A 25,580-nucleotide genomic window follows, 5' to 3' on the forward strand; every position below is an offset into this window, starting at 1 on the left:
CTGATTGGCTAGAACGTGCAACGATCACGCGGCAAAAGCGCCGGCATTCGACCGTTCCGTGATCTGTCTTTGCACGGACAGCAAATGCGCGCGCATGGCGGCTTCCGCCGCCTCGGGATCGCGCTGCGAGATCGCCTCGGCAATCAGACGATGTTCGCCATCGCGCTCGGCGATCCGCTTGGGGCAGGTGGGTGCGGCGGTACGTGCGATCTTCACCCGTGCATCGACCCCGACCTGACGCAGCATCTTGTAGAATTCCGCGGCGAGATGGTTGCGGGCAGCGGCGACGATGGCGAGATGGAAGGCGAAGTCGACCGCGCCCGAGGGGGCGTTCTCCGGCGTGGTTGCGGCGTCCATGATCCGCGCCGTCTCGAAGGAGGAGGCGCGCAGCGATGCCAGCCGGGCGAGACCGGGCTCCATGAGCAGGCGCAATTCCAGAACCTCGATCGGGTTGGTTACCCTGACCAGTTCCTCCCCATATCTTGGCAGGGCGGTCGGCGCCCGCCTGGCGCGCGCCGGCTTGAGGTCGCCTGAATGGCGCAGCACCTCAAGCGCCTTGCGAAGCTGATGGCGCTTCACGCTCAGATGTTCCGCAAGATCGCGCTCGGACGGAAGTTTGCCGCCGCCTTGTTGCAACTGGCGGACCGCGGCAATGATGTCGTCGAGATCCGATGGTTCGACCTGCGGCTCGAATGCGCTCAAAACCAAATCTCCTGTCCGATCGGCAGGTGCCGACTCAACGTCCGGTTATCATATTGTGACACGAAACCTGATGGAAACGGCACTCAACCAATTCAACCAATCTACATCTGCATGCGATGGTTGACAACACCAGTTGCGCGATGGTTGACTGACTTCGTTGACGGCCGCCATCGCGGCTGTCCTTCTCCCGAGGATCACGCATGCCGGCTGGCGAAACCTTTGACTACGTCATTGTCGGCGCGGGTTCGGCCGGCTGCGTGCTGGCAAACCGGCTGAGCGAGGACCCCGCGATTTCCGTGCTGCTGCTGGAGGCAGGGGAATGGGACCGCGATCCGATGATCCACATCCCGCTCGGCTGGGGCAAGATCCTGACCGAGCGCCGTCACGACTGGATGTATTTCTGCGAGCCCGAGGCCAATGTCGGCGGGCGCAAGGTCGAATGCGCGCGCGGCAAGGTCATCGGCGGCTCTTCATCCACCAATGCCATGGCTTACGTGCGCGGCAATCGCGGCGATTACGATCGCTGGGCGGCAAGCGGACTGACCGATTGGTCGTTCGACAAGGTGCTGCCCTACTTCAAGAAGCAGGAACGCTGGGAAAAGGGCGAAAGCCGCTATCGCGGCGGCAGCGGGCCGCTGAGCACCCAGTTCTGCCGCTACAAGGATGAACTGATCGATGCCTTCGCCACGGCCAGTCGGGATGCCGGATATCCGCAGACCGACGACTACAACGGCGCCATACAGGAGGGGTTCGGCCGCCTGCAGATGACCATTGCGAACGGCCGCCGCTGCTCGACCGCGTCCGCCTATCTGCGTCCAGCCATGCGCCGCGGCAACGTCAAGGTGCTGACCGGCGCGATGGCGACGAGGATTCTCCTGAGGGACGGGCGTGCGACGGGCATCGCCTACACCAGGGGTGGCGCGACACACGAGGTTGTGGCACGGCGTGAGGTCCTGCTTGCCGGTGGCGTCATCAATACGCCGCAGCTCATGATGCTGTCGGGAATCGGTGACAGCGCCGAACTTGCGGCACATGGCATCGAGACCAAGGTCGATCGCCGGCAGGTCGGCAAGAACCTGCAGGACCACGTTTCTGTCATCCTGATGTATCGGCGCAAGCAGCCGGGACCGTTTCTCAAGATGATGCGGGCCGATCGCATCGGGCTCGATTTCGTCAAGACCTATCTCACCGGAAAGGGCTTTTCGGGAGATGTGCCTGGCGGGGTCGTGGCGTTCCTGAAAAGCGATGCAAGCCGGCCGTTGCCGGATGTCCAGCTGCTTTTCACCGCGGCACCTCTTGCCGCGTGGCCCTATATGCCGCCGTTCAAGGCACCCTTCGCCGATGGCTTCGCGACACGCATCGTCGCCGTGCAGCCGGAAAGCCGCGGCAGCGTCAACCTGGCGTCGAGCGATCCGCTCGCCGCTCCGCTGATCCATCAGAACTTCCTGTCTTCGCAGCGCGACTGGCAGTCGCTTCGCGCCGGCTTTCGTGTCGCGCGCAACCTTGCCAGCCAGCCGTCCATGGCTCCGTTTGTTGGCGCGGAATTCTTCCCCGGTCCGAAATGCGAGAGCGACGACGAAATCGACGAGCATATCCGCAAGACATCGATCACCGTGCATCATCCGGCCGGCACCTGCCGCATGGGCGTCGATGCGGATTCGGTGGTCGATCCGGAATTGCGGGTGCGCGGCGTTGCCGGACTTCGTGCCGTGGACGCTTCCGTGATGCCGGATCTCGTCTGCGGCAACATCAATGCGGCGGTCATCATGATCGCCGAAAAGGCCGCGGATCTGATCCGCAGCCGCGCTCAACAGAGCGTAGCGGCCTGACAATGGCGGCTGGAATGCAACCAAAATCTTTTGGTTGAGATTAAAATCTGTATTGGTTGAGCTGCCATGTGATCGTGCATGGCCGTAGCGGGGTGGTCGCAACTCGCATCCACTAGCTTGTTTTGTGCGCTCTTTAGCCATTTTCTGCCTATTTTCGGGCATTTGCCTCTCGAAAACGCACCTCAACCAAAAACTTCAAAATTTCGCAATTTGGGGATTGTCGAGCAAAACCAATGCGAATACGGTTGAGTTGGTTAGAAGCATTTTCTTCGCGATGAGAGGTGTCCGATATGTCCCTGGCGCAACCAGCTAACGATGGGCTGACCAACAAGAAGGCGGCCCTCAAGGGCCTCTATGACGCTCTCTACGAAAAGAACATGTTTCCGTTCTGGGCGACGTCGGAAGGCGTCGACCATGACGAGATCAAACAGCTGATGGCGACGTCGAAGGCCATTCCCTTCGTTTGGTCCTATTCGGACATCGAGCCGCTGCTGCAGCGCGCCGCCGAACTGGTGACCATGGACGACAGCGAGCGCCGTTCGCTGATCCTGGTCAATCCTGGCCTTGCGCCCAAGCGTGCATCGGTCAGCACCATGTACACCGCCTACCGCCTGAATGATCCGGACGAGATCATGCCACCGCACAAGCATTCGCCGAGCGCCATCCGCTTCGGCCTGACCGGCAAGGGCAACTTCACCGGCGTCGAAGGCGAGGACGTGGTCTTCGGCCCGGGCGACATGGTGCTGACGCCCAACGACGCCTGGCACAATCATGGCACCGTCGGCGGTGAGCAGGCGGTCAACCTGTCGGTGCTCGACCTGCCGCTGGTCGAGACGCTGCACGCCGTCCATTTCGACCACAAATACACCGAGATGGTCGATGGCAAGGAAATCGAGAAGAAGGTGCAGACCGCGCGCTATCCGAACGACTACTCACAGCGCATCTATGGCGAGGGTGGCCTGATGCCGCGCTTCGTCGACCACAAGCGCGGCGGCGGCCTGTCGTCGCCGATGTATGTCTATCGCTGGGAGAAGATGGAAGCGGTCCTCGACGCCCACAAGGATTGGGATGGCGACCCCCATGAGGGCATCGTCGTCGACTACATCGATCCGACCACCGGCGGACCGGTCTTCCGCACCATCAATTTCTACGTTCAGATGCTGCGTCCAGGTGAGAAGACGCTGCCGCAGCGGGAGACCGCCAGCCTGCTTTTGGCGCCGTTCCGCGGCAGCGGCCATTCGATCATCGACGGCAAGCGCTACGACTGGAACCAGTTCGACACCATCGCCATTCCGGGTGGCTCGTGGGTCGAGCACGTCAATGGCTCCGCGACGGAGCCGGTGATCTTCTTCGGCGCGACCGACGCGCCGACCCAGAAGGCGCTGCTTCTCTACAAGCGCTGGGGCCGCAACCAGGCCGGCGATCTGCTTCGCCTCGCCTGATCCCGGTCCTCCGGCAAGCAATGTCCGCGCCGCCAATGGCGGCGCGGACATCGAAAAAGACGTTTCAGCAGCAAGGGCGTATGCATTTGGTTTCGGCGTTCAACACCAAGCAGATCGGCCATGTCGACTGCCCAGGCGGCGGCCAGGTCTGGGTCGACGGCAACATCCTCTATATCGGCCACATGCGGCCGCCGAGCGGCACGACGCTGGTCGACATTTCCGACCCGCGCAATCCGCGCAAGATAACGACGATCGATGTCCCCCCCGGCTGGCACTCACACAAGGTGCGCGCCAAGGACGGGCTGATGATCATCAACCACGAGCGCTTCGGCAGCGAAGGCCCGGCCGACTTCGGCGGCGGACTGGCGCTTTACGACACCACCAAGCCAGCACAGCCCAAGCTCATCTCGAAATGGGTAACCGGCGGCAAGGGCGTCCACCGCTACGACTTCGACGGCCGTTACGCTTACATCTCGCCGACCGCCGACGGCTATGTCGGCAACATCGTGATGATCCTCGACCTGATCGATCCCACGAAGCCGGTCGAGGTCGGACGCTGGTGGATTCCCGGCCAGTGGACCGGCGGTGGCGAAGAATACCCCTGGCATGACTATGTCACGCCGCGTTGCCACCATCCGCTGCGCATGGGCGACCGACTCTATGTCAGCTACTGGCATCACGGCCTGTTCATCCTCGACATTTCGGACATCACGAAGCCGAAGCTGGTCTCGCACGTCAATTCAAGCCCGAGCTTTCCGCATCCCACGCACACATGCCTGCCCATCCCGCAGTTGCTCAAGGGTCGTAACATCATGGTGGTGGCAGACGAGGATGTCGCCAAACTCCGACCCTCGGCGCCGGCCTTTACCTGGATCTACGATATCACCGACGAGACGAACCCCTTGCCGATCTCGACCTTCCAGGTGCCGGGCCTCGACCCGGACGGCGCACCGCAACCGCCGATGACGGGATGCCATCAGCCTTCCGAACGGTTCAAGGGCACGGTCATTCCGTTTGCATGGTTCGCGCAGGGGCTGCGGCTCGTCGACATCGCCGACCCATTCGCGCCAAAGGAGGTCGGCCATTTCATGCCCGACGCGCCGGAAGGTGCGGAGCGGTCCTCGTCCAACGACGTGACCATCGATGACCGGGGCATCGTCTATCTGATCGACCGCATCCGTGGCGTCGACATCATCGAAACCAGCGTTCTCTAGGAGCAGGCATTGAGCGACAGCACGCGAAAATCCGCCAGCCACTACGCCATCGGCAACAAGAATCCGAACCTGCCGTTTCATCCGGCGGTGCGTGCCGGCGATTTCATCTTCGTCTCCGGCCAGGTGCCGAAGGACGAGAACAACAACATGATCAGCGGCACGATCGAGGAAGAGACGCTGGCCACGCTGAAGACCATCGCGCGCGTCATCGCGCATGAAGGCGCAACGCTGTCGGATGTCGTGCGGATCACCACCTATCTCGAGGATACGCGCGATTTCGGCCGCTACAACAAGGCGTTCCTCGAAGGGATCGGCGACGCGGTGCTGGCGCGCACGACCGTCGAGGCAAAGGCGGTCATCAACACCAAGATCGAAATGGACGCCATCGTCTACAAGCCGCTGCCGGCGGGCAAGTAGGCCCTGGACACAATCGAGGAGACGATATGTACAAGCTCTTAGGCCGCCAGACATCAGGCAACGTTCAAAAGGTGCTCTTCATGCTCGAGGAGCTTGGCGCCGCGTACACGCGTGAGGACTACGGCCGCCAGTTCGAGAACACGCAGACGGCGGAATACAAGGCGCTCAACCCGACCTCTAAGGTCCCGACGCTGGTCGACGGCGACACCGTGATCTGGGAATCCAACACCATCCTGCGCTATCTCGCGGCATCCGGCGGCGAACACTTGAATGGGGCCACGCCGGCGGAAAAGACCGAAGTCGAGCGTTGGATGGATTTCCTGCTGGCTGCTGTCAATCCTGGCTATCTGGCTGCCTTCAAGGGCGCGAAGCTCACGCCCGAGGAACAGACCGCCGAATACAAGGAACAGGTGAAGGACCTTGTGGCGCAGCTCAAGATCATCGACGGCCACCTGGCCGGCAAGGATTTTCTGGCGCTCGGCAAGCTGACCCTTGCCGACATCGCCTGCGCGCCGATCCTGAAGCGCTGCGTCGACTTCAAGATAGACCGGCCATCGATGCCCAATCTGGAGCGTTGGGTGGCCGCGATCGCCGCTCGCCCGGCCTTCAAGGCGGCGACCGCCGCGGCCCCGGCAAAGGCCGCATGATGATCAGGCGCGCCGCCCTCATCGGATTGGGTACGATGGGTCCGGGCATTGCCGCGCGGCTTTCGCGTGGCGGGCTCGATGTCACGGCGTATGATGTTTCGCCGGGGGCAGTCGAGCGTGCCCGGGGCATGCTTGATCTTGCCGGCGGCGTGCTCGACCGTCTCGACATCAAATCGCCAGGGACAGGCGCCGGCAGCGTGCGCTTCGTCGAGACGATCGCCGAGGCCGTCGATGGCGCCGAGCTGGTCATTGAGAACGTGCCGGAGACTATCGACATCAAGGCGCAGACCTATCGCGACATCGATCCGTTGATCGGCCCGTCGGTCATCGTCGCGTCCGACACGTCGGGCATCCCAATCACCAAACTGCAGGCGCATATCTCGCATCCCGAGCGGATGGTGGGCATGCACTGGTCGAACCCGCCGCACATCATTCCGATGATCGAGGTGATCGGCGGCGAAAAGACCGCGCCTGAAACCGTGGCGACGATCCGAGACCTTATCCGCTCGATCGGCCTGCTGCCGGTGGTGGTGAAAAAGGATGTTCCGGGCTTCGTCGAGAACCGCGTGCTGTATGCGCTGCTGCGCGAGGCGGTCGATCTGGTCGAGCGCGGCGTCATCGAGCCGGAAGATCTCGACACCTGCGTATCCTGGGGCATCGGTTACAAGATCGCCGTCATCGGACCCATGGCGCTGCTCGATATGGCGGGGCTGGATATCTACAAGTCCGTCTCGTCCTTCCTGAATGCCGACCTCTCCAACCGCGACGATGTCGCGCCGATGGTGCTGGAGAAGACCGGCGCGTCGAAGTTCGGCATCAAGTCGGGCGAGGGGATGTTCTCCTACACACCCGAGCAGACAAAGGCGCTGCAAGGCGAACGGGCACGCAAGCTCGTCGCGGTGCGGCGCATCCTGGAAGGCCGAGAGTAGCCAATGTCACACAGCGCGCGGAGGGCCGGCCGGTTTGGTGAGTTCCGCCGTTCGGCCGTTTGTGCGAAAGCCGTCTTCGCAATCAGGACGGCACCGGCACGGCCGGGAACAGCGCGCGAGGCGACCAGCCATGCGCATTGAAACCATCCGGGCCGCCGGCGACAGACCATCCCACATCCGCCATGACGACCTCATCTCGACCAAGGGCGTTTCGGTGGTCATGGGCCGGCAACTGGTCCTCCAGAACATCGATCTTTCGGTGCCGAAGGGATCGTTCGTATCCCTCATAGGTCCTTCCGGTTGCGGGAAAAGCACTTTGCTGAAGGTGCTGGCCGGGCTGGTGCCGCCGAGCCAGGGCAGCGTTTCGATCGCCGGGCTCGCGCCGGCCGAGGCGACGCGTAAGCGGATGATCGGCCTCGTCTTTCAGGACGCCAACCTGCTGCCGTGGAAGAACGCCGTCGACAATGCCTCGATGCTGCTGGGCATCGCCGACAGGTCGCTGTCGCGCTCGCAGTTGCGGGCGCGCGGGCAGGAGATGCTGGAGCTGGTGGGGCTGGGCGATTCCGCCCACAAGCGCCCAAACGAACTGTCGGGCGGCATGCGGCAGCGCGTCGCCATCGCCCGAGCCCTGGCGCTCGACCCGGCGGTGCTGCTGATGGACGAGCCGTTCGGTGCGCTCGACGCCATCACCCGCGATTCCATGGGCCAATCGCTGCTGGAGATCTGGCAGCGCACCGGGAAGACGATCGTGCTCGTGACCCATTCCATCGACGAGGCCATTCACCTGTCGCGCCATGTTCATGTGCTGGGGATCAAGCCGGGGCGGATCACCGAGAGCCTCGATATCGCGCTGCCCTATCCGCGCGACCTGTCGGTCACCGAAGATCCGGAGTTCGTCAGGCTGGTGGTGCAACTGCGCACGATGCTGCGCTCCAGCCATCAGCCGGGAGGCGCGTCTTGAGCGAGCAACCCATCACCAATCTTTCCGAACCGCGGCTCGTCTCGGGCTGGAGTGCCGCGACGGGCAGCTGGCTTCCGGCAGTCATCCTCCTGCTGGTGACGATCGTGATGTGGGAAGCCGCGGTGCGGATCTTTGCCATATCCTCCTTCGTCGTTCCCGCCCCGACCGAGATCGCGCAATCGCTTGTCGCGCAATGGGGTACGCTGATGCAGGCGACGCTGGTGACGGCAGGCGAGATCCTGTTCGGCTTCCTGGTATCGGTCGTGGTCGGCATTGCCATCGCGCTGGTCATCGTGCGTTTCGATTGGCTGGGTCGAGCGCTCTATCCACTGGTGGTGCTGTTCCAGAATGTGCCCAAGGTGGCGCTCGCGCCGATCTTCATCCTGTGGTTCGGGTATGGGCTCGCGCCCAAGATCGGCCTGATCCTCGTCATTGCCTTTTTCCCGGTGACATTGTCGATGCTGGCCGGCATGCAGTCGGTCGACCGCTCGCTGCTGTCGCTGATGAATTCGGTCGGCGCCAGTCCGACGCAAATCCTGTTCAGGATCCGCGTTCCGCACTCGCTGCCAAACCTGATGGCCGGAACCAAGATCGCCGCGACCTTGAGTGTGATCGGCGCCATTGTCGGCGAATTCGCCGGCGCCTCGGACGGTCTCGGCTACGTCATCCAGTTCGCTTCGACCCAGCTCGATACGGCGCTGGTCTTTGCGGCGCTGCTGCTCGTTTCCGTGCTCGGCATCGCCTTCTACTACGCAGCCGAAATTCTCGAACGCATCGTGGTGCCGTGGGCGCCGAAATTCAGCCAGGCCTAGGCCCTCGAACAACCAACGCCACATAAGGGGAAAAAAAATGCTGAGACGCTCATTTATCAAGGCCGCTGCCTTCGCGGCGTTTGTCGGAGCCATCGGCTTCTCCAGTGCGGCCCTGGCGGCCGACAAGGTCAACGTCCAGCTCGACTGGGTCGTGCGCGGCAATCACGCCATGTTCTTCGTCGGCAAGGAAAAAGGCTTCTTCGCCAAGAACGACATCGATGTGGCCGAGATCCGCAAGGGGTCGGGCTCGCCCGACGCAATGCGGCTGGTGGGCAACGGGAACGCGGATTTCGGATTCGGCGATCTTCCCACGCTTGCCGTCGCACGGTCGCAGAATGTTCCGGTCGTGGCGCTGGCGGCCGTCAACCAGCACTCGCCGCTGGCAGTCATTTCGCTGGCCAAGACGGTGAAGCTCGCAAAGCCGTCCGATCTCAAGGGGCTGACCATCGGCATTCACCCCGCCGGCTCCACCTACATTTTCTTCAAGGGCTTCCTGGCCGCCAACGGCCTGACCGAAAAGGATATGACGCTGAACAGCGTCTCGCCGCCCTATGAGAGCTACCTGCTGCTCGGTCGTGTCCAGACCGTGGTCGGCTATGTCGATGCCGAGGTTCCCGAACTGGAGGCCAAGGCCGGCGGTCCCGGTTCGCTCAGCATCATGATGGGCTCGGATTACGGCTGGAAGGCCTATGGCTCTGGCCTGTTCACCTCGCAGAAGATGATCAAGGACAAGCCCGAAATCGTGCAGCGCTTCGTCAAGGCCTACAAGGAAGCCTTCGACTATGTCGTTGCTCATCCCGAAGAGGCCGCCGAGATCACGGCCAAGGCCGCCCCGGGTTATGCGGACAAGAAGGACGTCTTGCTGGCGCAGATCAAGGCCGACATCGCATCGACGTTCACCAGCCCCGATACCAAGGAACACGGTCTCGGCTGGATGACGAAGACGCAGTGGGAGGAAACCTTGAAGACGCTCATGGATCAGGGCGTGCTCAAGGCAGCCCTGTCCGCGGACGACGTCTTCACCGATACATTCCTGGCGAAAGAATAGGGGCGCGTGGTGTTCGAGCGGACAGATCGATGACCGCCTACCGGCAGACCAGGCTGTCCTGCGCCATGGCGCAGGACACGGCACGCTCGCCTCTGGCGGCGTCGGCGCGATCCAGTGTGATCTGCACGCGGGTGGCATATGCGCGGCCCGACAGGCCGCACCAAAGCCGCTCGACGGGCAGGTTTTCGCGCTTGTCGTTGAGAAGCGTAAACGTGCCGGTCTTCGCATCGAACCAGAGTTCGACGCGGGCGCTCTTGCCCGGTTCGACCGTCGCGATCCCGGCTGAATACCAGTGGGCGAAGTCGGCGTTGCAGGACAGGCCTTCGCCGCCCGCATTCGAAATCGTCAACGGCATCATGTCGAGCCCGTCAGTGCCGGTGCGGACGGTGACATGGTGCAACTCAACCGCGTTGGCGGAGGACGAGAACGCCAGCATCACCGGAAGGACATGACGGATTTTCACTTTGCCTGAGCTCCATATGTAATTTTCTTGGGCAGTCTATCTCGCTTTCGCGCAATAACAATAAGAATATTGATTGGTAGATCAAACAGAGAGGGTAACATGTTAAAGCTTCTTAAGAGCAGTGTAAGTGCGGTTATATTGAGCAGCGTCCTGATGAGCGGTGCGCTTGCCGCCGAGATCAAGTCGATTGCTATCCTGACGCCTGAAGAAGGCACGGATTATGGCTGGAACCAGCAAGGCATCGACGCCGCCAAGGCGGCGGGCAAGGCCGCCGGCGTCGAAGTGGTCGTGGCCCAGGGCCTCGGCTATGGCGATGTTCGTCCGACATTGCGCGAACTTGCCTCCGACGGCGCCAGCCTGCTGATTGCCCACGCCAGCGGCTACAACACCTCGGCGCCCGAGATCGCCAAGGAATTGAAAGTTCCGGTGGCGATCGTCGACACGCCGAATGGCCTGGAGAAGGGTCTCGTCGCCGACTACACGCTGAGCGGCCACCAGGGCGCCTATCTCGCCGGCCGTCTCGCCGCCAAGATGTCGCGCTCCAAGTCGGTCGGCATCGTGGTGTCGGGTGAGCCGCCATCGTGGAATTCGCAGTCGGCGGCGTTCGCGCAGGGCGTGAAGGCGGAAAACCCGGCCGTCAAGATCACCTATGCGGTGATCGGACCGGCCGCCTACAGCGATGCGGCCGGTGGCAAGCGCGTTACCGAAAGCGTGATTGCATCGGGCGCCGACATCATCTTCGGGCAGGGCAACGGTTCGAGCTTCGGCATGCTGCAGGCGGTCGAGACGACCAAGGCAGCCGATGGCGGCAAGGTCTATTTCATCGACGTCATCGGTGACAAGTCGCCGATCGACAAGGGCTTCCTGCTGTCGTCGGTGGTGTGGAACATCGAGCCGGTCTACGCGGCGATGATCGCCGACCTGAAGGCCGACACGTTCGGCACCAAACACTATACGATCGGCCTCAAGGACGACTCGGTCAAGCTTCTCAAAACCGCCGCGATCCCGGATAATGTCTGGGCAGAAATCCAGGCGCTGCGCGAAGACGTCATTTCCGGCAAGATCGCGGTCGATCCGGTCTATGACGCGGCGGCCGTCAGGGCGCTGATGACAAGCGTCGCCCAGTAAGGCGACCAAGGTCGGCTGCCGGAGGGGTGATCCATTCACCCCTCCGGACGATTCCCATTTTCTGGTGCTGGGTTTTCATGAGCGGTTTTTCTTCATCGTCTGCTTCCGGGCGCGACATCGTCGCGCTCGAAGGCGTGACCAAACGGTTCCCCGGCATCGTCGCCAATGACAGCATCGACCTGGCGATCCGTCCGGGCGAGGTGCATGTGCTGCTTGGCGAGAACGGCGCCGGAAAATCGACGTTGATCGGCATGCTGTCGGGCCTGCAGCAGCCGGATGAGGGACGCATACTGGTCGATGGCAAACCGACCCCGATCACCTCGCCACGCCATGCGCTGGCACTCGGCATCGGGACCGTATTCCAGCACATGATGCTGGTGCCAACGCTGACGGTGGCGGAAAACCTCCTGCTTGGCGGACCGTGGTGGCAGCGCCCCAGGACGGAGGAACTGGCGGCGCGCGTCGCCGAGATCACGAGCACGCTCGGCATCACCATCAAGCTGCATGCCAAGGTATCGGAGCTTTCGCTGGGCGAGCAGCAGCAGGTCGAGATCCTGCGTGCGATGGTGCGCAACAGCCGTCTGCTCATTCTTGACGAGTCCACCTCCATGCTCACGCCGAAGGGCATCGACGAACTGGGCGCGCTGATGCGCCGCCTCGTCGAGCAGGGCCTGGCGATCGTCTTCATCACCCACAAGCTGAAGGAGGCGGCGGCTTTCGGCGACCGCATCTCGGTGCTGAAGCTCGGCCGCAAGGTCGGCGAGATCCCGCCTGAGCGGTTTCGGGCACTGGGCGAGCAGGAGATCATCTCGGAGATCGTGGAGTTGATGTTCGGCAAGCAGAAGGATGATCCGGAAGCTGTTGAGCGTCCGGTCCGTACAGTCCACGCCGAAGCGGCTCCGCTGCTTCAGGTCGCGGATCTGGCGATCGCGCCGACGGACAATGCACCAGGCCTGTCGTCGATCTCCTTCGACATCCGCCCAGGCGAGATCCTGGGCATAGCCGGCATCGACGGCAACGGCCAGAAACAGCTGGCGGAAGCGCTGGCCGGCCAGCGCGCGACCACCGGCGGTTCGGTGCGGCTGGACGGCGCCGCCATCGAGACGCTGAGTGTCGGTGAACGCCGCCAGCGCGGCCTTCGCTACCTGACCGACGACCGGCTGGGCGAGGGCACTGTCGGCACCTTCCCGGTCTCGATCAACTTCTTCCTCAAGCAGGTCGGCGCGGCCCCGTTGTGGCGCAACGGCGTCGAGCAACGCGCGGAGATCGACAAGCGCGCCGCCCAGCTCGTGCGCGAATACGACGTGCGCACGCCAAGCCTGAAGACGCCGGTCGCCCGGCTGTCGGGCGGCAACATCCAGAAGGTGCTTCTGGCGCGCGAACTGGCAGAGGGCGCCAAGGTGGTGATCTTCAACAAGCCAACCTATGGGCTCGATCTCGCCAACACACTCGCGTCGCGCCAGCGTATCCGCGACACGGCGGCGCGTGGCCTTGCCGTGCTGCTCATTTCCACCGACCTCGAGGAATTGCTGAGCATGTGCGACCGCATCGCCGTCATCGCGAACGGAGCGCTGGTCGGTATCGTCGACAATGCCGACGACGCCCGCACCAAGGTCGGTCGCCTGATGATCGGACTTGCCGCATGAGCATCGACACCGCGCCCACAGTCAGTGCGACCGCACTCGATGCCACGAGCGGGGCGGCGACGCGCCGCGACATCCTGCATCGGTTGCTGATGACGCTCGGCCCGATCCTTGCCGCTCTCGTCATCGCCGGCTGCATCCTGCTTGCCGTCGGCGTCGACCCGCTCGCCTATTATGGCTACGTGCTGGAGAAAGGTCTGTTCTCGCCGCTCGGCATCCAGCAGACGCTGACGCGCATGGCGCCACTGCTGTTTCTTGCCGCCGGCCTCATCGTGGCCTTTCGCGCCGGCATGTGGAATCTCGGCGGCGACGGCCAGTTCCTGCTCGGCGCGGTGACGGCGGCGGCCAGCGCCCCAGTGTTCGTTCAGATCATGCCGGCCTGGCTGGCGCTGTTCTGCTCGTTCCTCATTGCCATGGTGGTGGCGATGACCTGGTCCCTGGTGCCAGCGCTGCTGCGTGCCTACCAGGGCGTCAACGAGATCATCACCACGCTGATGATGACGTTCCTCGGTACGTCGCTCGCCAATGTACTGGTCAAGCTGGTGTTTCGCGATCCAGGCACGACCGTGCCGCAGACCCGGACGCTGCCGGTGGAAGACCGGCTGCCGCGCCTGTTCGAAACGACCGTCACCAGCGGCCTGCTGCTTGGGTTGGCGGCGATCATCATCGTGCATCTGGTGATGACGCGCACGGCGTTCGGGCTGAAGCTGAGGATCGTCGGCGCCAACCCACGCGCGGCGGTTCACTCAGGGCTTGGCGTTCCCGGCCTGACCATCGCTGTCTTCGCCATTTCGGCCGGGCTGGCAGGCCTTGCCGGCGCCGTCGACATCATCGGCGTGCAGGGCAATGTCCGCGCCGACTGGAATCCCGCCTACGGGCTTGCCGTGATCCCCGCCGTGTTTCTCGCCCGCATGAACGGCTTTGCGGCCATCGGTTTCGTGTTCCTGCTTTCGGTGCTGTCGATCGGCGGCGAGAGCGCGGCGCGGCGGCTTGGCGTGCCCAATCATTTCACCCTGGTGCTGGTCTCCATCGTGCTGATCGTGCTCGCTCTCGCCGAGTATGTCGATCACCGCTACAGCCAATCGAGAAAGGCCTGAGGCATGACCGGGCTGTTCAGCGAAGTCTTTCTCAGCGCGCTGCTGTTTGGCGCGGTCACCGCGGCAATCCCGCTGCTGCTTGCCGGACTTGGCGAGCAGATGTCGGAAAAGGCGGGCGTGCTCAACATTGGCATCGAAGGCATGATGCTTGCCGGCGCCTATCTCGGTTTTGTCGGCGCCTTCTATTCCGGGTCGCTGTGGCTGGGCTTTCTCACCGGTGCGGCCGGCGGCGTCGCGGTCGCGCTCATCATGGCGCTGCTTTGCGTGCGCATCGGGCTGAACCAGATCGTCATTGGTATCGCGTTGACGTTGGGGCTGGAAGGCCTGACGGCACTGCTCCACCATTTCCAGTTTTCGCGGAGCTATCCGCGCCTGCCGGCGGCTGAAGTGACGGTCATCCCGCTGCTATCGGACATTCCGGTGATAGGGCCAGCGCTCTTCAAGCAGCATCTCATCGTCTATCTGGCGGTCGCGCTGGTTTTCGGCATGGGGTATGTCTACCGGCGCACGCAGCTGGGCCTCAACCTGCAGGCCGCGGGCGACAAGCCGGCAGCGCTCGATGTGGCCGGCATCGACGTCGTGCGAACCCGCACCGTCGCCGTGTTGACGACCGGAGCGCTGGCCGGGCTTGGCGGCGCCTATCTGGCCAATGTCGGGGCCGGGCTGTTCATTCCTTTCATCACCAATGGGGCGGGCTTTCTCGGCATCGTGCTGGCCATGCTGGCGCGCGGTCGCCCGATATGGGTGCTGTTCGGCGCGTTGCTGTTCGGCGTCTGCCTGTCGTTGACGACGGCGATGCAGGTGGCCGGCATCAACATACCGACCGACATCATCCAGATGCTGCCGTTCCTGGCGGTGATGATCATGCTGGTGCTGTTTGGCCGGCGTGCCAGCCTGCCGGCGGCGCTTGGCATTCCATACGAGCGCGGCGCGCGCTGACGACAATTCATGCGCGGACGGGACCCGCGCCAAAACAGGAGGCAAGAATGTCGGATACCAAGGTCTACCTGCTCGACGGCGGCTCGCTCGTTCTCGACGGGTATCACGTGTTCTGGAACCGGGGCCCTGGCGGCGAAGTGCGCTTCCCCGTCTATTCGATCCTGATCGAGCATGCCGAGGGCCGGTTTCTCATCGACACCGGCTATGACTACGATCACGTGATGAAGGTGCTGCCCTTCGAAAAGCCGATCCAGGAAAAGCACCAGACCATCCCCGGCGCCCTGGCGCTGCTCGGCCTCGAACCGAAGGACATCGACGTCGTCGTCAATTCGCATTTCCACTTCGACCATTGCGGCGGCAACAAGTATTTTCCGCATGCCAAGAAGATCTGCCACCGGAGCGAGGTGCCACAGGCCTGCAATCCGCAGCCTTTCGAACATCTTGGCTATTCCGACCTGAGCTTCTCGGCGGAAGCGGCGGAGGCGCGTGGCGCGACCGCGCAGTTGCTGGAGGGCACGACGCGGGCCAACTCGACCTTCGAGGGCATCGACGGCGACGCCGACCTCGCCAGGGGCGTCAAGCTGATCTCGACGCCCGGCCACTCGATCGGCCATTACAGCCTGCTGGTGGAGTTCCCCAAACGCAAGCCGATCATGTTCACCATCGATGCCGCCTACACGCAGAAGAGCCTTGAAACGCTGTGCCAGGCATCCTTCCACATCGATCCGGTGGCGGGCGTCAATTCGATGCGCAGGGTGAAGAAGCTCGCCGAGGACCATGGCGCCGAGCTGATGTATTCGCACGACATGGACAACTTCAAGACCTACCGGACCGGCACGCAATTCTACGGCTGACCGTCACCAATGCGGAGACAAGACCATGCGCTATTCCGACCATGCCGAACCGGTCATCACACTCACCTCTGGGCCGGTGAACGCCTATCCTGATGTACTGCGCGGCCTCGGTCGCACGGTGCTCTACGACTACGACCCAGCGTTCCAGCTGTTCTACGAGAAGGTGATCGACAAGGCGCAGAAGGCGATGCGGCTGTCGAACAGGCCGGTCATCCTGCATGGTGAGCCGGTGCTTGGCCTGGAGGCCGCCGCCGCCTCCCTGATCGCGCCCGACGACGTCGTGCTCAACCTTGCCTCCGGCGTCTACGGCAAGGGTTTTGGCTATTGGGCGAAGCGCTATTCGCCACACCTGCTCGAGATCGAAGTGCCCTACAACGAGGCGATCGACCCGCTGGCGGTCGCGGCAATGCTGAAGGCGCATCCGGAAATCACCGTCGTTTCCGTCTGTCACCACGACACGCCGTCCGGCACCATCAATCCGATCGACGCCATCGGCGCGCTGGTTTCGGCGCATGGCGGTTATCTCATCGTCGACGCCGTCTCGTCGTTTGGCGGCATGAAGACGCATCCGGAGGATTGCAAGGCCGATATCTATGTCACCGGCCCGAACAAATGCCTGGGCGCGCCTCCCGGCCTCACGATGATGGGCGTCAGCGAGCGGGCCTGGGCCAAGATGAAGGCCAATCCCCTGGCGCCGCGCGCGTCGATGCTGAGCATCGTGGACTGGGAAAATGCGTGGTCGAGGGACGAGCCGTTTCCGTTCACACCGTCCGTCTCCGAGATGAGCGGGCTCGACGTCGCGCTCGACCTCTACCTTGGTGAGGGGCCGGAGGCGGTGTGGGCGCGCCACGCGCTCACCGCCAAGGCCATGCGTGCGGGCGTCGCCGCGATGGGCCTGTCGATCTGGGCCGCCAGCGAAGAGATCGCGTCGCCAACCACGACCGCCGTCCGCACGCCCGAAGGCGTCGACGAGAAGGCGCTTCGCCAGGCCGCGCGGGCCCGCTACGGCGTGGTGTTTTCGTCGGGGCGCGGCGAAACATTGGGCAAGCTGACGCGCATCGGCCATATGGGACCGACCGCCCAGCCGATCTACGCGATAGCGGCGCTGACAGCACTTGGCGGCGCCATGAAAGCGGCAGGGCAGAATCTCGCGATCGGCCAAGGCATTGATGCGGCGCTCGCCGTGATCGACGCCGACGCCTGAACAGACATCACCAGATCACGGATTGAGGGAGTATTTTCATGACTGAACGGCTCGCGGGAAAGACGGCCCTAGTTACGGGCGCCGCGCAGGGTATAGGCAAGGCGATCGCGGCGCGGCTTGCCGCCGACGGGGCAACCGTCATCGTCAGCGACATCAATGCCGAAGGCGCGAAGGCGGCCGCCGCAGCGATCGGCGGAAAGGCGAAGGCGATCGCCGCCGACATTTCCGATCCGGCATCCGTCAAGGCACTCTTTGCTGAAATCTTGGCCCTGACCGGGGGCATCGACATTCTGGTCAACAATGCCAGCATCGTGCCGTTCGTCGCTTGGGACGATGTCGATCTCGACCATTGGCGCAAGATCATCGACGTCAATCTGACAGGCACCTTCATCGTCAGCCGCGCTGGCACGGACCAGATGCGTGCGGTGGGCAAGGCGGGACGGGTGATCAGCATCGCCTCCAACACCTTCTTTGCCGGCACGCCAAACATGGCGGCCTATGTCGCGGCCAAGGGCGGCGTCATCGGCTTCACCAGGGCGCTCGCCACGGAGCTCGGCAAATACAACATCACCGCCAACGCGGTAACGCCTGGCCTGATCGAGAGCGACGGCGTCAAGGCGAGCCCGCACAATGAAGCGTTCGGCTTCGTCGAGATGCTTCAGGCGATGAAAGGCAAGGGCCAGCCGGAACATATCGCCGATGTGGTTTCGTTCCTGGCCTCCGACGATGCGCGCTGGATCACCGGCCAGACGCTCAATGTCGACGCCGGCATGGTGCGCCACTAGAGCGCGCCGCGTCCCAATACCGCTGCACATTTTTGGGCGACCTGCATCGGGTCGCAACGGCGGATGGGCTTGGCCAAAAGCCTACCCGCAAGGCCTGACATGGACGGCCAATCAAGGGGAATATCATCGTGAATTTCGGGTTCGACACGTCGATGTTCGACGGGCTGACGATTGCCATGCTGGTCGCCGGCATGGCTGTGACCGGGGTGGCGTCCGGCGTGCTGGCCGGCCTGCTCGGGGTCGGCGGTGGCATCGTCATCGTCCCCGTGCTGTTCTGGGTGCTTACGTTGTTTCACTTTTCGCCGACGGTGATCAGTCACCTGGCGGTCGCGACGTCGCTTGCGGTCATTATCCCGACCTCGATCTCATCGATGCGGTCGCACAACAAGCGCGGCAATGTCGATCGGCCTCTGCTCGATCTGTGGGGGCCGGCTATTTTCATCAGTGCGCTCATCGGCGGCATCATGTCGAAATTCATCCCGGGCGCCGGCTTGCGGCTGGTTTTCGGCGTCGTCGGCCTGCTGGTGGCCGTCAACATGGCGCTGCCGAAGAACCTCGTGATCTCCGATCACTTGCCGCAAAGCGGGTGGATCAACCGTGCGGTTGCCTCTGTCATCGGCTTTGTTTCTTCGCTGATGGGAATTGGCGGCGGCACGCTCTCGGTGCCGACGCTTTCCAGCTTTTCCTTTCCGGTCCATCGGGCTGTCGGCACCTCGTCGGCGCTTGGCCTTCTTATCGCGCTTCCAGCGGTGGCCGGTTTCATCTGGTCGGGTCTCGCGGTTGCTGGCAGGCCTCCGCTCAGTCTGGGTTACGTCAGCCTGCCAGCGGTAGCCATCATAGCGCCCGTGAGCTTTTTGTTCGCTCCCCTGGGCGCGAGGCTCGCCCACGCGCTCAACCCGCGCTACCTGAAACTTGCCTTTGCGTTCTTCCTGGCGATCACGGCCGGGCGGATGTTGCTTACCTGAATCCTGGCCTTGGTTCGGGAGCGCAAGCTGGTCTCAATCGACGCACAACGGAGCCCGAGCGTGATGCCGTCCGGCTTGGAGGCGAGCACGGTTCCGCCTGAATCAGGCCAACTCCGCCTTGGGTGTTTCCGTTCGAGACCCGGCTTCAGATCGAAGGGGCGGCCTGCCAGCCGGGCTTGCCATGGGCGTATCCATCGACGAGCGTGCTGGGCAGATCGAGGCACGAGAGGATGAAGCGGGCAGCCTTGGGATCCTCTCTCCCATCGGCAAGCGCTCTATAGGTCTTTGCCACCTCGACCATGTCGCATGTGTGCGGAGACAGGCGGATACGCCGGACGCTCCTGGAAGTGAGATCCGCCGGTGCCGGGCAGAAGGCCTGCACCCGGTTGGAGAGCGTCTGCACGCCATTGATCGCGAGAAACTGCTGGTCGTCGAGCGTGTCCACGGCAAGACCATCTGGGTCTCGTTCGCAGGTAAACTGGCAGGAATCCTTGTGCAGGCCGTGGATGCGCGCGTGATAGCATCGGCCGGAAAGCGCCAGCGGCAGCCGACCGAAGACGAAAATCTCGAATTCCGCCTCGCGACATGCGCCGGCCATGGCGCCGACGGCGGCGAGCGACAATTCCACGGGCGGGCATATCGTTGTGGCACCGCGCTGGATCAGGAACCGCGCGGAAGCCTCATTGTAGACGTTCAGGAACGGACCGGTCACGAAGGGCTTGCCGGAGCGTGAGGGCAGGGCGGTGACATCGTTGATCTCCACCAGCCGTTCGTCGGTGCAGAGGTCCGCAATGCTTCTGCGTTCTCGAACGGTTGCCGGGGCCGCCAGCGTGGACAGCACCACTTCCTTTCCCGCACGCTCGAGGCGATCGATGATCTCGGGCCATGCCGGGTCGGAAAACGGCATCCGCTTGCCGCATACGACTTCGCCGACATGGACGCGGTCGATCGGAGCCTCGTCTGCTATCCTGCGGTAGAAGTCCAAGAGGCGGTCGGGCGACCAGTGGAAGAAGACCGGCCCAAGCGTCAACGCAATTGCGGACAAGATGCTATCTCCACTTCTTGCTGTACGCTCCTGCCGTCTGCCGGGAACCTTCCGACTGGCCAGCAAGAATCCGATCGATCTCGATCGCGTCGCCACCTTGCTCGACGGCGTCAACGGCCTTCCGGAAGGCACGGACCACTTCCGTCACGTAACCTTTGCCACGCTGGCGTCCTTCGATCTTCAAGGCGGTTACGCCGGCGGCTTTCAGCCCGGCAATCATCCCGCCGGCGTTCAGGCTGACGGGATCCTCGAACAGATAGGAGGTCTTGCCGCCGGCCTTGAATTTGCCCTTACACAAAGTGGGGTAGCCCACCGGCTCGCCTGGCTCGTAGCGGTCGATCGTGAACCCTGAGAGCCGCGCAGCCGTGCTGTTCGGCTCGTCGTCGTAACTCACCATTTCGGGTGGCGAACAGACGCCATTCAGATTTGGCGATCTTCCTGTCGCGTATGAAGAGAGATAGCAGCGGCCTTCGATCATCACGCAAAGGCCGCCGAATACGAATGCTTCCGTTTCCACGTCGATCGCACGGTTGAGCGCCGCGATCTCCTGAACCGAAAGCACCCGCGGCAGGACGACGCGACGGATGCCGAAACTGGTCGCGTAGAATCCGATTGCCTCCGGCGTCGCGGCCGCGGCTTGCACAGAGAGATGAAGACGAACTTGCTTGTGGTTTTTCGCGACGTGATCGAGGACGGCGATGTCCGCCGCGATGATCGCGTTTGCGCCGCATTCGGCCGCCGTGTCCGCGGCCTTCTTCCAGAGGTCGACATCATTGACCCGCGCGAAGGTGTTGATAGCGACCAGAACCTTGCTGCCGTGGTCATGCGCGAAGCGGACGCCCTCGGCCAGTTCTTCCCCAGAGAAGTTGAGTCCCGGGAAATTCCGGGCATTCGTTTCGTCGCGAAATCCGCAATAGACGGCGTCCGCGCCTGCCTGAACGGCTGCCCTCAACGTAGCGGGGGTTCCGGCCGGGCAGACAAGTTCCATGCGTCCGCTTGTCATGCCTCTGGTGCCTTGCGTCTGGAGTTGCGATCGGCCATTTGGCGCGCGACATCCAGCGCACCGAGAATTCCCGTATCGACAAGACGTGCCAGTGCGCCGCGCAAGCCGAGCAGATCCGCCGGGCGAAGCTCGGCATCCTCGATCGTGTTCCTCAGCGCGAGCACCGCCTCCGTGCGGCCGCTGATCGAGATGATCCGGCTGAAGAAAAGCGCGTCGCCATCAAGCGTGCCGTCGAGCAGGCTCAACAGTGTCAGAATAGGTCCCCTGATCTGGACGCTTGATGTCGCGGCCTCACTTTTCCCGACGACACGAACGATCGAGCGCTCCGCGTCCGGTACCACGGTAAATGCGAAGGCGAGGTCGATCGGGTCGATGAAATAGCAAGCTGTTCGATGTTCGCCGAGGCGATCGAACAATCGAGGCTGTCGCCCGGCCAAAGAGCGCAAGGACAGCGTGAGCAGCGGCCCGAGTGGCAGGCCGGCGAAGGCCGGGAAAAGATAGCGAACGACCGCCGGCAATCTCGGTTCCGTGTTTCCGGTCACCATTCAGTGCATCCTTCCGATATGGGGGGCGCTCAAGCGGATTTCGCGGCGGATTACGTGCTGCGTCCGTTCTCGAGCAGATCTGCAAAATTCTGGCTGTTCGGACAGAAATCCTGATAGTGGCTTTCGAAATCGAAGGCGGCCAGGTGATCATGACACTGGCGGCGATGCGGGCAGGTGATGCAGGTGCGTGCCATGAAACCGTGCGCTTGCAGCGATTGAAAACTGTCCGGATCGATGCCGGCTGAACGCATCGCCGAAGAAAGCAGGTCTTCCGAGGCGTATGGCAACCGCATGGCATCGTCGAATTCGCTTGGCGACAGACCGATGTCATTCAGAATGCCCGTGCACTCATCCATACCCATTGCCCAGAATTCCCTTGTCGCTGCCCTGCTCCGCCGGCGGTCCGCGAGAAGGGAAATTACGGACCGCCAAGCTTCGACAGTTTCACTGATGAGATTGCCGGCCATGTAAATCCCTCATTATTGCCCGGCGCCGCCAACGATGGTCTGCCCGCCTTCGCTGTCGGGGGGCGACCGCTTCCGTACGGCACCAAGTTCGAAAATTAGCGCGGACGGATCGATCGCTCTTTGCGCTAGCGCAAAGTTTCTCGTCAGCGCGCATGGCAGAATTGTCGGCCCGACGATCCGGTCGAGCCGGAATTCACGATGCATCACCGCTGCCTCCCGTCGTTTTCGGACCTCGGCTCATTCCTTTCGTACCTGGATGGGAATGGACAACTGCAGGAGGTCGGGGTGCCTGTTTCGACACGGCTCGAACTGACCGAGATCCACAGGCGGGTGATCGCCGCGAAAGGCCCGGCGCTGCGCCTGACCACGCCCATCGACGACCGCGGCGTCAGGTCGGCCTTTCCGGTCGTCGCGAATCTTTTCGGTACCCGGGAACGCGTCGCTTGGGGCCTTGGCACCGACCTTCCTGGGCTGGAAACCCTCGGCGCGCTTCTTGCGTGGATGAGATCGCCTCGGGCCCCACGGAACCTTCACCAGGCCCGACAGATGTTGCCGGTGGCGCGCGGGGCCTTCGCGGCGCGGCCGAAGATCGTTGCCCCGCCCGGAGGGTGGCGGGACGCCGATCCGGATTTTTCGCTTCTTCCCGTCCAGACTTGTTGGCCGGGAGACGCCGGCCCTCTCATAACCTGGCCCGTGGTTGTCACTCGCCCACCTGGTGAGGACGATCCGAGCACATACAATCTGGGCGTATATCGCATGCAGGTGCTTGCTCGTAATCGCGCCATCATACGATGGCTGCCCATGCGCGGTGGCGCCGCCCACCATCGCATGTGGCAGGCGCGAGGCCTCGAGATGCCGGTGGCGGTTGTCATCGGGGCGGACCCCGCCACGTTGATCGCGTCGGTGATGCCGGCGCCCGAAGGCGTGTCGGAGCTGGCACTGTCCGGGATGATCAACAATCGCCGAGTCGGATTGGCGCCCTGCAAGAGCATCATGCTTCACGCGCCAATCAGTGCGGAAATCGTGCTCGAAGGTGTCGTCTCTCCAACCGAGACAGCGCTGGAGGGGCCCTTCGGCGACCACACCGGATATTACAACGCGCCGGAACGATACCCCGTATTCAACCTCAAGCGCGTTCGCGTCCGTGACGGGGCAAATTACCTGACCACCTTCACCGGGCGCGCGCCCGACGAGCCCTCGGTCCTCGGCGAGGCGCTGCTCGATGTCTACAGGCCGCTCCTGCGCCAACAGATACCGGAAATCGTCGACGTGTGGCTTCCGCCGGAAGCCTGCTCCTACAGGATTGCCGTTATCTCGATCGCCAAGAAATATGCCGGGCAGGCCAGGCGCGTGATGATGGGGTTCTGGTCCCTGCTGCCGCAGTTCTCGATGACCAAGATGATCGTCGTGGTGGATGACGACATCGATATTCGATCATGGCCGGACGTGATGTGGGCGGTCGCCACCCGCATGGATCCCTCGCGCGATCTGATGCAGGTGGATCGGACCCCCATCGACCAGCTCGATTTCGCGTCACCGCTCGAGGGGCTTGGAGGCAAGATCGGGCTCGATGCGACGCGCAAGATTGGATCGGAGACCTCTCGCGAATGGGGAAAGGAGCTGACGATGTCAGCCGATATCGAGGAGCAGGTATCCCAACGATGGAACGAGTTTTTTTCGCAAACGACCGCTCGGAGGCAAGAATGACCAAACGGCTGATAATCGGTGTCACCGGTGCATCCGGCTCCGTGCTCGCGCTGGAGACCATTCGTCAACTGGTCAGGGCCGGGGTGGAGACGCATCTCGTCGTTTCCAAGGGCGCGCGATTGACCGTCGCGCATGAGCTCGGCGCCGACGGCCTTGCCCAACTGACGTCTGTCGCAAACCACGCATATTCCTATCAGGACCTGGCCGCACCCATTGCCAGCGGCTCTTTCAGAACGGATGGCATGATTGTCGTTCCCTGTTCGATGCGTACCTTGGCGGCGATGGCGCATGGGTTGGGCGACAACCTTCTTACAAGGGCCGCCGATGTCGTGCTGAAGGAAAAGCGCCGGCTGGTCATCGTGCCGCGCGAGGCGCCGCTCCACGAAGGGCACCTTGACGCGATGCTCAGGCTGGCCCGGATGGGGGCGATCATCGCGCCGCCAGTGCCGCCATTCTATGTCAAGCTTGCCTCGGTCGAGGAAATGGTGGTCGAGATGGCTGCCCGGCTGGTTGGCTGGGCGGGCGTGGACCCTGGCAACAAGCTGACACGGTGGGGTGAAGATAACGTCAGCGTCGGATAAGCTCTATGGATGCGCACTTTGGGGCCTCCTCATGCGAGCCTATTTCAGGAATTGACGAAAGCGGCGAAGCGAAAAGGCAAATAATCCAGTGCCAATGGCCAGCAACGCCGCAAGCTGCGGCCAGACGACGTCCAGGCCAGCGCCGCGGAACAGGACGGCCTGGGCCAGTATGACAAAGTGCGTGTTCGGCGCGGCGAACATGATGGCCTGGATGATCTGGGGCATGCTCTCACGCGGCGTGACGCCGCCGGACAGCAACTGAAGCGGCAGAAGCACCATCATCAGCAGCAACCCGAATTGCGGCATCGAGCCCGCGATGGTCGCAAGGAAGATCCCCAGACAGGTCATGGCGAATATGTCCAGGGCCGCTCCGGTCATGAACAGCAGCGCGGATCCGTTCGTGGGCACGGAGAGCAGGCCCTGCACGACTAAGACCAGCGACAGGCCGGAAGCCACCAGCACGACGAGACCCATCGACCAGACCTTGCTCATCATGATTTCGAACGGCTTTACCGGCATGACCAGCAAATGCTCGATCGTTCCATGCTCGCGCTCGCGGATGAGTGCCGCGCCGGTCAGGATGATGGAGAGCATGGTGATCGAGGAAATCACGTCGGTGATGGCGCCAAACCATCCCTTGTTGAGTTCGGGATTGAAACGCGCGCGCAAGTCAAGATTGACAGGCAGCACGGTCTCGGCGCGATAGCGATCCAGAAATTCACTCACTTCCCCCGATACGATCGACTGGACATATCCCCCGCCGGTGAAGGCCTGCGACATGCGGGTCGCGTCGATATTGAGCTGGATCGTGGGCGATCTGCCGGCCAGGAGATCGCGCTGGAAGTTCGGAGGGATATCGAGCGCGAATGTGTCCATGCCGGAATCCATGCGCCTGTCCATTTCGGGCTGGGAGATGAGCCGGGGCGCCGTGAAGAAGGGAGGGTAGAACGCGGTTACGATGCGCGAGGACAGCGGCGACTGATCTTCGTCGACGATCGCGATCGGCGCGCGATTGAGGGTTTCCGGCATCGCCTTGGACGCTGTGTAGATCGCCAAGGTGAAGGCATAGGCGATCAGCACGAGCAGCATCGGATCCCGCGCAAGGCCGCGCAGTTCCTTGATGCCGAGCTGGAAGATGTTGGCGAAACGCATT

Annotated in this window: 26 protein-coding genes; 19 read left to right on the plus strand and 7 right to left on the minus strand. The window is 63.0% G+C overall.

The features are described 5' to 3' along the window. Positions 1 to 24: 24 nt before the first annotated feature. Positions 25 to 702: a FadR/GntR family transcriptional regulator gene (locus AC56QP_RS25180; protein ID WP_256751587.1), complete on the minus strand. Its 678-nt coding sequence runs from the start codon at positions 700 to 702 to the stop codon at positions 25 to 27. Between the two features lie 200 nt (positions 703 to 902). Here AC56QP_RS25180 and AC56QP_RS25185 point away from each other — a divergent pair, with 200 nt between their 5' ends. The 9 genes from AC56QP_RS25185 to AC56QP_RS25225 all read left to right on the plus strand — a co-directional run bounded on the left by AC56QP_RS25185 (position 903) and on the right by AC56QP_RS25225 (position 10,001). Continuing rightward, positions 903 to 2,531, plus strand: coding sequence for a GMC family oxidoreductase (locus AC56QP_RS25185; RefSeq protein WP_489863008.1), 1,629 nt, complete (start codon positions 903 to 905; stop codon positions 2,529 to 2,531). Positions 2,532 to 2,821: 290 nt separating this feature from the next. Beyond that, a complete protein-coding gene (locus AC56QP_RS25190; protein ID WP_489863007.1) occupies positions 2,822 to 3,973 on the plus strand; it encodes a cupin domain-containing protein in 1,152 nt (383 codons plus the stop codon). Positions 3,974 to 4,053: 80 nt separating this feature from the next. Continuing rightward, complete coding sequence (locus tag AC56QP_RS25195) at positions 4,054 to 5,187, plus strand: LVIVD repeat-containing protein (RefSeq protein ID WP_497100997.1); 1,134 nt, start codon at positions 4,054 to 4,056, stop codon at positions 5,185 to 5,187. 9 nt (positions 5,188 to 5,196) lie between these two features. Beyond that, the gene (locus tag AC56QP_RS25200; protein WP_056582478.1) at positions 5,197 to 5,604 is read left to right on the plus strand and encodes a RidA family protein; all 408 of its coding nucleotides are present in this window, start codon (positions 5,197 to 5,199) and stop codon (positions 5,602 to 5,604) included. 26 nt (positions 5,605 to 5,630) lie between these two features. Beyond that, positions 5,631 to 6,251, plus strand: a complete 621-nt coding sequence (locus AC56QP_RS25205; protein ID WP_489863005.1) for a glutathione S-transferase family protein — start codon at positions 5,631 to 5,633, stop codon at positions 6,249 to 6,251. After that, complete coding sequence (gene fhmpcd1 / locus AC56QP_RS25210; protein ID WP_489863520.1) at positions 6,251 to 7,180, plus strand: 5-formyl-3-hydroxy-2-methylpyridine 4-carboxylate 5-dehydrogenase; 930 nt, start codon at positions 6,251 to 6,253, stop codon at positions 7,178 to 7,180. Before AC56QP_RS25205 ends, fhmpcd1 begins: the two co-directional genes overlap by 1 nt. Before the next feature lie 130 nt (positions 7,181 to 7,310). After that, positions 7,311 to 8,141, plus strand: coding sequence for an ABC transporter ATP-binding protein (locus AC56QP_RS25215; RefSeq protein ID WP_489863004.1), 831 nt, complete (start codon positions 7,311 to 7,313; stop codon positions 8,139 to 8,141). Continuing rightward, on the plus strand, positions 8,138 to 8,953 hold the full coding sequence (locus AC56QP_RS25220; protein ID WP_489863003.1) for an ABC transporter permease: 816 nt from the start codon (positions 8,138 to 8,140) through the stop codon (positions 8,951 to 8,953). The genes AC56QP_RS25215 and AC56QP_RS25220 overlap by 4 nt, the downstream gene beginning before the upstream one ends. 37 nt (positions 8,954 to 8,990) lie before the next feature. Further along, a complete protein-coding gene (locus AC56QP_RS25225) occupies positions 8,991 to 10,001 on the plus strand; it encodes an ABC transporter substrate-binding protein (protein WP_489863002.1) in 1,011 nt (336 codons plus the stop codon). A 37-nt stretch (positions 10,002 to 10,038) separates the two neighbouring features. On the opposite strand, the gene AC56QP_RS25230 is transcribed toward AC56QP_RS25225, so the two are convergent. Then, positions 10,039 to 10,464, minus strand: a complete 426-nt coding sequence (locus tag AC56QP_RS25230; protein WP_489863001.1) for a hypothetical protein — start codon at positions 10,462 to 10,464, stop codon at positions 10,039 to 10,041. A 153-nt stretch (positions 10,465 to 10,617) separates the two neighbouring features. On the opposite strand from AC56QP_RS25230, the gene AC56QP_RS25235 reads away from it, so the two are divergent. The 8 genes from AC56QP_RS25235 (at position 10,618) to AC56QP_RS25270 (ending at position 19,079) form a co-directional block, all read left to right on the plus strand. Continuing rightward, positions 10,618 to 11,592, plus strand: coding sequence for a putative B6 ABC transporter substrate-binding protein (locus AC56QP_RS25235; RefSeq protein ID WP_244529561.1), 975 nt, complete (start codon positions 10,618 to 10,620; stop codon positions 11,590 to 11,592). Positions 11,593 to 11,669: 77 nt separating this feature from the next. After that, positions 11,670 to 13,238 carry a putative B6 ABC transporter ATP-binding protein gene (locus AC56QP_RS25240; RefSeq protein WP_489863000.1) on the plus strand — a complete coding sequence of 523 codons (1,569 nt, stop codon included), beginning with the start codon at positions 11,670 to 11,672 and terminating at the stop codon, positions 13,236 to 13,238. Next, a complete protein-coding gene (locus AC56QP_RS25245; protein ID WP_489862999.1) occupies positions 13,235 to 14,332 on the plus strand; it encodes a putative B6 ABC transporter permease subunit 2 in 1,098 nt (365 codons plus the stop codon). The genes AC56QP_RS25240 and AC56QP_RS25245 overlap by 4 nt, the downstream gene beginning before the upstream one ends. Before the next feature lie 3 nt (positions 14,333 to 14,335). Continuing rightward, on the plus strand, positions 14,336 to 15,271 hold the full coding sequence (locus AC56QP_RS25250; protein WP_489862998.1) for a putative B6 ABC transporter permease subunit 1: 936 nt from the start codon (positions 14,336 to 14,338) through the stop codon (positions 15,269 to 15,271). Positions 15,272 to 15,318: 47 nt separating this feature from the next. Then, complete coding sequence (gene pldA, locus AC56QP_RS25255) at positions 15,319 to 16,125, plus strand: 4-pyridoxolactonase (protein ID WP_269905073.1); 807 nt, start codon at positions 15,319 to 15,321, stop codon at positions 16,123 to 16,125. Positions 16,126 to 16,150: 25 nt separating this feature from the next. Next, entirely contained in the window at positions 16,151 to 17,329 is a 1,179-nt protein-coding gene (gene ppaT / locus AC56QP_RS25260) for a pyridoxamine--pyruvate transaminase (RefSeq protein ID WP_489862997.1), read from the plus strand. A gap of 38 nt (positions 17,330 to 17,367) precedes the next feature. Then, the gene (gene pldH / locus AC56QP_RS25265; protein WP_489862996.1) at positions 17,368 to 18,114 is read left to right on the plus strand and encodes a pyridoxal 4-dehydrogenase, SDR-type; all 747 of its coding nucleotides are present in this window, start codon (positions 17,368 to 17,370) and stop codon (positions 18,112 to 18,114) included. Between the two features lie 128 nt (positions 18,115 to 18,242). After that, on the plus strand, positions 18,243 to 19,079 hold the full coding sequence (locus tag AC56QP_RS25270; RefSeq protein ID WP_489862995.1) for a sulfite exporter TauE/SafE family protein: 837 nt from the start codon (positions 18,243 to 18,245) through the stop codon (positions 19,077 to 19,079). Between the two features lie 145 nt (positions 19,080 to 19,224). Here the strand turns inward: AC56QP_RS25270 and ubiV are convergent, their stop codons facing one another. Genes ubiV through AC56QP_RS25290 form a run of 4 tightly spaced genes read right to left on the minus strand, consistent with a single transcriptional unit; the run spans position 19,225 to position 22,139 of the window. Then, positions 19,225 to 20,124 (minus strand): ubiquinone anaerobic biosynthesis protein UbiV, encoded by a 900-nt coding sequence (gene ubiV / locus AC56QP_RS25275; RefSeq protein ID WP_489862994.1) that lies wholly within the window; start codon positions 20,122 to 20,124, stop codon positions 19,225 to 19,227. A 4-nt stretch (positions 20,125 to 20,128) separates the two neighbouring features. Continuing rightward, complete coding sequence (ubiU, locus tag AC56QP_RS25280) at positions 20,129 to 21,112, minus strand: ubiquinone anaerobic biosynthesis protein UbiU (protein WP_489862993.1); 984 nt, start codon at positions 21,110 to 21,112, stop codon at positions 20,129 to 20,131. Positions 21,113 to 21,123: 11 nt separating this feature from the next. After that, positions 21,124 to 21,672: a ubiquinone anaerobic biosynthesis accessory factor UbiT gene (ubiT, locus tag AC56QP_RS25285; protein ID WP_489862992.1), complete on the minus strand. Its 549-nt coding sequence runs from the start codon at positions 21,670 to 21,672 to the stop codon at positions 21,124 to 21,126. A gap of 50 nt (positions 21,673 to 21,722) precedes the next feature. Next, a complete protein-coding gene (locus AC56QP_RS25290; RefSeq protein WP_489862991.1) occupies positions 21,723 to 22,139 on the minus strand; it encodes a hypothetical protein in 417 nt (138 codons plus the stop codon). Between the two features lie 198 nt (positions 22,140 to 22,337). Here AC56QP_RS25290 and AC56QP_RS25295 point away from each other — a divergent pair, with 198 nt between their 5' ends. After that, positions 22,338 to 23,846 carry a UbiD family decarboxylase gene (locus AC56QP_RS25295; RefSeq protein ID WP_489862990.1) on the plus strand — a complete coding sequence of 503 codons (1,509 nt, stop codon included), beginning with the start codon at positions 22,338 to 22,340 and terminating at the stop codon, positions 23,844 to 23,846. Next, positions 23,843 to 24,427 (plus strand): UbiX family flavin prenyltransferase, encoded by a 585-nt coding sequence (locus AC56QP_RS25300; protein WP_489862989.1) that lies wholly within the window; start codon positions 23,843 to 23,845, stop codon positions 24,425 to 24,427. The genes AC56QP_RS25295 and AC56QP_RS25300 overlap by 4 nt, the downstream gene beginning before the upstream one ends. Before the next feature lie 39 nt (positions 24,428 to 24,466). Here AC56QP_RS25300 and AC56QP_RS25305 read toward each other — a convergent pair whose 3' ends face one another. Then, the gene (locus AC56QP_RS25305; RefSeq protein WP_489862988.1) at positions 24,467 to 25,579 is read right to left on the minus strand and encodes an ABC transporter permease; all 1,113 of its coding nucleotides are present in this window, start codon (positions 25,577 to 25,579) and stop codon (positions 24,467 to 24,469) included. Between the last annotated feature and the right edge of the window lies 1 nt (position 25,580).

The sequence above is a fragment of the Mesorhizobium sp. RCAM 05104 genome (assembly GCF_059683645.1).